This is a genomic window from Desulfosporosinus sp., from assembly GCF_014237355.1.
Classification (GTDB): domain Bacteria; phylum Bacillota; class Desulfitobacteriia; order Desulfitobacteriales; family Desulfitobacteriaceae; genus Desulfosporosinus.
Map to the genome: position 1 here is coordinate 1 of NZ_JABZFS010000054.1, position 5,406 is coordinate 5,406.

Genomic DNA, 5,406 nt, shown 5'->3' on the forward strand with positions numbered 1-5,406 from the left:
GCATCCAGCGTCGAGGGCAAGTCCAATTACCTTGGTACTCTCCGCAATAAAGATGCCCATCTCCGGCTCCAACCGGTTGCGCAGCTGCGTTTCCGTCAGGCGAGCAAAGACATCCAAATCGGACGATGAAAAATCGCTTATCTCAATGATATTTGACATCTTATCTCCTTATGTTCGAGGTTAGTGGTAACATATCAACCTCGATTTTTTTGCAACATAAAATCCTTTTTTAAAGTAAGAATTACACCACCATCAATATACTATAATATTAACTACACTATATTGCTTATAAGACACATCTTTCTACACTACGAAACAATATAAGAAAAGTGTGCATTAATTCATTTTCAATAATCCTGTTCAATTAACTTTGAAACGATGTTACTGTTGTTGCTATCACCACGGGCAACGCATATTCCAATATTCTCCCCAACTATATCAGAAATTTGAGCTACATCCTTATCGGTAAATCCCGGACAAAATGTTATTGAATTAACACCTTCCTCCTGAACAAGCTTTTGGCATTCTTCAAGAGCTTGAACTTGATTCTGTACAAGAATTGTATAGCAAGTATATTTTAAAGTATCGAGAATACTTCTGTCCTTTGCCGGATCAACCCTCATGAAAGGACGAGAGTTTACCTCTGGAACAAGAATAACGTAGGCCTCTTTAAATTTCATATTATTTCTCCCTCGTATAATCCGTGATAATATTCTTCTTTAGTATCTGCAATGAATTTAAGTAGTATTTCGCACTTTCCTACCAATGCGTCACAGTGTTCTGCTCAATTATACCCCAAAACATTGGTTTGTAGATACAAAAAGGGCCCAGCTCTTGCTGAAACCCTAGGTACCAAGGCTTCCGCTAATTCTTATTTTGCCTACTCATCTTCATTGTTTAGCCTACTTATCTATATTCGGTAATCCTTTTTATTACATCCTTATAATCAGTAGAATATCCACAGATTTATCTATTTTTCCCCATCTGAATAAGTTAATCACTTGTTCCTCAGCTTTACATTAACGATTCCTCAAACCTTTTAACGATGCCTATACTTTTTAACGAAAGGTAGATTTCACCCTCTAGGGGGGTGCATCTTTTAACGATAAGGGTGCAAATACACAAAGAGCACCGTCCTAAACGATGCTCAATTTACCCTAAAATGCTGAAAAGCCCAGCATTGCTGGGCTTCGTATGTTCATCAATTGTATCAAAGATTGAGTACTGATTTAGTGGAGACGAGGGGACTTGAACCCCTCTTGTTTAACGCTGCGTGCACTTTAATTAAAAACCCAGAGCATATAGTCGCCCTGGATTACATTTCATCTTTTATTCCCCGCAAAGCCGTTTAGATTATTTGGTTTACCCCGCTCTCGCAGGTGGGCATTTTCACCCTACTTTTTGGCCTTCCCCTAGCATTGGAGGCATGACCTAATCAGTAAGTTTATCAAATTCCCGAATTTATAAATAGGATTAAAACCAAATCAAATCTTCGCACATCGCAGGTTTGAAGGAAGTTCATTATAGCAAAGTTAGGTGTAAAAGACATTAGGGAAGTTATGGATAATTTTGATGTGTCCAATAGCCATCTTACTCGCACTCCAATGCTTCTGGCAGGTAGTCACCATCGACGATGGATCATGAAAAAAGTCAGGTTGAGGTCATCAGGCCATGGTGTGATAAATAATTTATGATTCAGATGTTCCAAAGATTTGGGTCAGATGATGGTCCATATGCCTCAAGTAATCATCAATCAGCTCTGAAAAAGTAAAGAATTTATCATTGCCTACTTCACATATGTATGATAATTTCTCTTCAGGAATCTTTGAGATAACTCTAACAATATGTCTATTTATAGCTGTCCAAAACCCAATAACATCATTAGTCTCAATATTTTGATAATCCTGAATTGAGACCCAGTCATTTTGTTTATAAGGTACAACAACAAACGGTTTCTCCTCAAATTGGATCCTAATAAATCTATGGTGATTGTTTGTTGCTGAATCACACAAATGCCCAAGAATTTCTTTCTTTGACCACTTGTCCTTTGGCTTTGCTGTAAATTCCTCTTCCGAAAACTGATTTACCTTAACTGGAAGATCGATTAAGTAATTAAACCTTTTGGTAATTTTTTCATTCTTTTCTCCACCCATATCAATAATCTAAATCATCATTTTATTAGAATATCCACACCCACCTCAAGTCACCCATTTCCTTCAGGTATGCCTTCCAGCCTTGGCATCATCGTTTATTTTTGTTCACAGCCAATCAATCGACCCAATTATTTCGATATACACAGAGGCTGAAAGAACGTCAGCCCCAAATACAAGCAATACTCTTTTTTTATTCAACATATTTAAATGTATATAACTAGCCCTGATTTTCTTGTCTTTTTTTGATTCTTTCTTACAGGTTTTTCAAAATAAACTTCATTGAACTTCACGGAGCATTTTTTCGATCGAGTTAATACGCTCCTTCATTTCGGATATATCTCTTGTTATTTTCTGCTGATCCTCAGCTGTTCCCGGGCTATTTCAGCTGCAGTCGCAATTTTGGTGCGCGAGTTTTTAAATACCTGGGATATGATAACTACAAACGCCACAGTAACCAAACATAAAATAACAAGCGCAAATCCATATCCGATCATATCCTGATTCATTAAATATCCCCCTTTTCATTGCCATCGTCCGGTGAGGCGCTGGTTGTTTTTATAATTGTAAGTGTTTTGACCGCTTCCGCAATGATCTCGGAACTCAAATCAAGGGCAAACGGTATTACTTCATAATAATTCATTGCTTTTCCATCTTCCGATAATTCTATTTGACTGGTGACAAGTCCGGCGTTTTCCAAACGCTTAAGGTGCATATAAAGCAATGGCCGGCTGATCGATACCTCACGTGCCAGCTGACTCACATGGATACGCCTGTCAGCCAGTAAAGCAATGATTCTTAAACGTAGCGAGTTTGCTAATGCTTCCAGAATTGCGAGCATTTGGTCTCCGGAAGGTGCCCTGTGTTTCAAGCTGTTTTTATCATCATTTATTGTTTACGCCCCCTTTTAGCATAAATAGTTTACACCTGTAATAAATATATTACAGGTGTAAACTATTGTCAAGCTAGAATTGACTAATTGGCAGCAACTTTGATCTGGTACGCGAATTAGTCATTCCAACTTAATACTTTTTAAACTTATATGGGTAGGAATATACTTCCCGGTTATCAATATTAAATGCAGATAGTCCCCGTGAATTTATTACAGGGGATCATTATGTATATAACCTTCCAGGAGGAAGGCAGCATCTTCCCCATTACAGGATTTCTACATAGCCTTCTGTTCCATTTACTCGGATTCTCTGTCCGTCTTTGATGAGTTTGGTGGCATTTTCCACCCCGATTACTGCCGGTAAGCCATATTCACGGGCGATAACCGCTCCATGAGTCCTCAGTCCGCCGACTTCGGTGGAGTGGTTGGGTGAAAAGAACGCAGCAGACACACTATCTCAGTCTGTACTGAATAATATTACTTCGGAAATGGGTCTGGAGCTGCTTGATGTTGCCGATGTGATTCGTCCTAATCCCGAAGTCATTGCTTATTTACAACAGGTAAAAGAAGATAATTTCTTGGATGAACTGGTTCGGTTTAAGGGCGGACAGGAAACCCGTGACGTAATCTTGTCTTATCTCGACAAATACGAAATGCGCTGTCCCGGAGAAATCGATCTTACAAAAAATCGTTGGAGCGAAAAACCGGCTTCACTTGTCCCCATGATTCTCAGCAACATCAAAAACTTTGAACCGAATGCCCGCAAGCAAATATTTGATCAGGGGCAGCTTGCTGCTTTGAAGAAAGAACAAGCATTATTAGAGCGTTTGATTGAGTTACCGGATGGTAAACAAAAAGCCATGGAAACAAAACGAATAATCGACCTCCTCCGCAATTTCAGTGGGTTTAGAGAGTATCCAAAATATAGCATGGTTAATCGCTACTTCGTTTATAAGCAAGCTTTATTGAAAGAAGCCGACATATTAGTTCAGGTGGGCGTTATTCAGGAAAAAGATGAATCCGACGTTTGATGAACAAATATGGACTTTTCTGTCCTATTCGCAAAGCAAATCCGTACCGGAGAATGGCCAAAGCACTAAAAACCGGCAATGTCACCCCCAACCTGCTGAACCGGGAATTTGAAACACACGGCCCCGTGCTGTTCTGCTGACGGATATTACCTACATCATTAATGGGAAGGCACCACGATGCTATATGTCTACTATCATCGACGCCTGTACAAAAGAGTTGCTCGCTTGGGTACTGAGCGAATCTCTCGAAATCGATTTTGTTCTGGAAACCGTGAACCAGCTCGTTGAGAATTATGGTATCTCTTTGACAGCCGAGACCCTGATTAATTCGGATCAAGGGGCACACTACACAAGTATGAAGTTTATCCAACTAATAAAGGACAGTGAACTGAGACAATCCATGTCTCGAAAGGCAAACTGTTGGGATAACGCTCCGCAGGAATCCTTTTACGGTCATATGAAAGATGAAATTGACATTTCTCAGTGCACAACGTTTGAAGAAATTCACCAGGCAATCAGTGACTGGACTGATTATTACAACATCGAGCGATACCAATGGGATTTGGCAAGATTAGCTCCAAGGGAGTATTACAAGTATCTTGAAACAGGAGAATACCCTTTAACAATACCAAAGGCAAAAGGTAAAGATTGAAGGTGGGGCTCTGCCCCACACCCCGAGGTTTTTCGCTTTTGTTTCCAGGGAGGCAGTGCTTGCCTGCAATAAAAAGAAGCGATGCTGATGCGCAACGCCTCCCTTGTAAACCCACACGGGCGCTCGGGTCGCTCCTCAGCGTTGCCCTATCCTCCCTTGTGGTAAAGCACGGTTAGTATAACATAAATACCTATTTAATTGGAACGTAAAACCCGAATTGTCCTTGACATGGGGTACACAATAAAGTTTGAGTACTTATTTGGTGGAGGCGAGGGGGTCTTTTTTACCCATTTTTCTATACAAATACTCTTTTTTCGTTTTACCTTTACCACCTTAATCCGAAATATTTCAATAGCAGTATGTCTCAATAACAACCCTTTATTCCACGAAACATAGCGAAATAGCGCTCACGGACAAAAAATATCCCTACACTTCAGTAGTTCAGGGTAGCTTGATTATGAATTTTACTTCTTTTATCGCACGATATTAACTTCAATTTTAAGTTCAAACCACTTAAGCAAATCCCTTAACTACGGCAGCTCCTCTTTACCAAGCCGGTTACGCCCTTCCAAATGGGTACTTAGTTCATTTTGAGTCGTTTTTTCTTACTACTGAAATTTTCTAAAGGGCAAAATTCATCAAACCCATTTTGGAGGTCCTCAGTAACCAAGTTGGCATAAT

Annotated in this window: 4 protein-coding genes, 1 other RNA gene and 4 pseudogenes; 2 read left to right on the forward strand and 7 right to left on the reverse strand. The window is 39.8% G+C overall.

The window, feature by feature from the left end; genetic code table 11:
• The 7 genes and pseudogenes from HGJ98_RS11615 to HGJ98_RS11645 form a co-directional block, all read right to left on the reverse strand.
• Positions 1 to 159 (reverse strand): annotated as a pseudogene (locus tag HGJ98_RS11615) (RNA methyltransferase); the annotation flags it as partial.
• Positions 160 to 347: 188 nt separating this feature from the next.
• Positions 348 to 680: a DUF6506 family protein gene (locus HGJ98_RS11620; RefSeq protein WP_291351550.1), complete on the reverse strand. Its 333-nt coding sequence runs from the start codon at positions 678 to 680 to the stop codon at positions 348 to 350.
• Positions 681 to 1,329: 649 nt separating this feature from the next.
• Positions 1,330 to 1,511, reverse strand: a non-coding RNA gene (gene ssrS, locus HGJ98_RS11625) — 6S RNA.
• Positions 1,512 to 1,688: 177 nt separating this feature from the next.
• Positions 1,689 to 2,153: a DinB family protein gene (locus HGJ98_RS11630; RefSeq protein WP_291351552.1), complete on the reverse strand. Its 465-nt coding sequence runs from the start codon at positions 2,151 to 2,153 to the stop codon at positions 1,689 to 1,691.
• 344 nt (positions 2,154 to 2,497) lie between these two features.
• A complete protein-coding gene (locus tag HGJ98_RS11635; RefSeq protein WP_291351555.1) occupies positions 2,498 to 2,659 on the reverse strand; it encodes a hypothetical protein in 162 nt (53 codons plus the stop codon).
• Positions 2,659 to 3,021 (reverse strand): winged helix-turn-helix domain-containing protein, encoded by a 363-nt coding sequence (locus HGJ98_RS11640; RefSeq protein WP_291351556.1) that lies wholly within the window; start codon positions 3,019 to 3,021, stop codon positions 2,659 to 2,661. The genes HGJ98_RS11635 and HGJ98_RS11640 overlap by 1 nt, the downstream gene beginning before the upstream one ends.
• A gap of 286 nt (positions 3,022 to 3,307) precedes the next feature.
• Positions 3,308 to 3,460: pseudogene (locus HGJ98_RS11645) on the reverse strand (PEP-utilizing enzyme); the annotation flags it as partial.
• A gap of 1 nt (position 3,461) precedes the next feature.
• Between HGJ98_RS11645 and HGJ98_RS11650 the strand changes: the two are divergent.
• Together HGJ98_RS11650 and HGJ98_RS11655 are read left to right on the forward strand one after the other, a co-directional pair.
• A pseudogene (locus tag HGJ98_RS11650) lies at positions 3,462 to 4,061 on the forward strand (phosphoenolpyruvate synthase); the annotation flags it as partial.
• Positions 4,062 to 4,200: 139 nt separating this feature from the next.
• A pseudogene (locus tag HGJ98_RS11655) lies at positions 4,201 to 4,725 on the forward strand (transposase); the annotation flags it as partial.
• Positions 4,726 to 5,406 lie beyond the last annotated feature (681 nt).

What these genes read in the sequence shown, in the direction of transcription:
- HGJ98_RS11620 (WP_291351550.1), bottom strand. Translation starts at nt 680, where the DNA reads ATGAAATTTAAAGAGGCCTACGTTATTCTTGTTCCAGAGGTAAACTCT.
- HGJ98_RS11630 (WP_291351552.1), bottom strand. Translation starts at nt 2,153, where the DNA reads ATGGGTGGAGAAAAGAATGAAAAAATTACCAAAAGGTTTAATTACTTA.
- HGJ98_RS11635 (WP_291351555.1), bottom strand. Translation starts at nt 2,659, where the DNA reads ATGAATCAGGATATGATCGGATATGGATTTGCGCTTGTTATTTTATGT.